Annotated in this window: 1 protein-coding gene; it reads right to left on the minus strand. The window is 70.1% G+C overall.

Annotated elements, in window-relative coordinates:
* Window positions 1-472 (minus strand): enolase C-terminal domain-like protein (locus ELR45_RS34625; protein ID WP_276320640.1); only part of this gene is annotated, 472 nt, incomplete at both ends.

A 472-nucleotide genomic window follows, 5' to 3' on the forward strand; every position in this document is an offset into this window, starting at 1 on the left:
CGTGCAGGCTCGCCGCGACAGCCGGCCCGAGGGCGGCCGACTGGTGCGGCATGACGGGGCGATAGGCGGCGTTCGCCAAGGTCCCGATCGCCATACCTTCCGTGATGCCGGTGCGTCCGATGTCGGGTTGGAGAATGTCGGCCGACCTCCTCGAGATCCAGTCCGCGGCTTCGAATCGGTGCCGTAGCGCCTCGCCCGCCGCCACCGGAGTGTCGATCGCGGCCGCGAGCTCGGCATGTCCGGCAACGTCGTCTGCGGCGATGGGGGATTCGAAGAACCACGCTGTGCGCTCGTCGAGCCCCCGGCCGAGTCGGACCGCGGCCGAGATGTCATAGACACCGTGAGCGTCCAGCGCGATCGACGCGTCCGGAACCGCGTCGGCCACCGCGTCGAAGGTGGCCAGGTCCCGGTCCACCCCCTGCCCCAGATGAAGCTTGAACCGTTGCACCCCGCTCGCCTGAAGTTCGGCCGC

The sequence above is a fragment of the Phytoactinopolyspora endophytica genome (assembly GCF_004138495.1).
Taxonomy (GTDB): Bacteria; Actinomycetota; Actinomycetes; order Jiangellales; family Jiangellaceae; genus Phytoactinopolyspora; species Phytoactinopolyspora endophytica.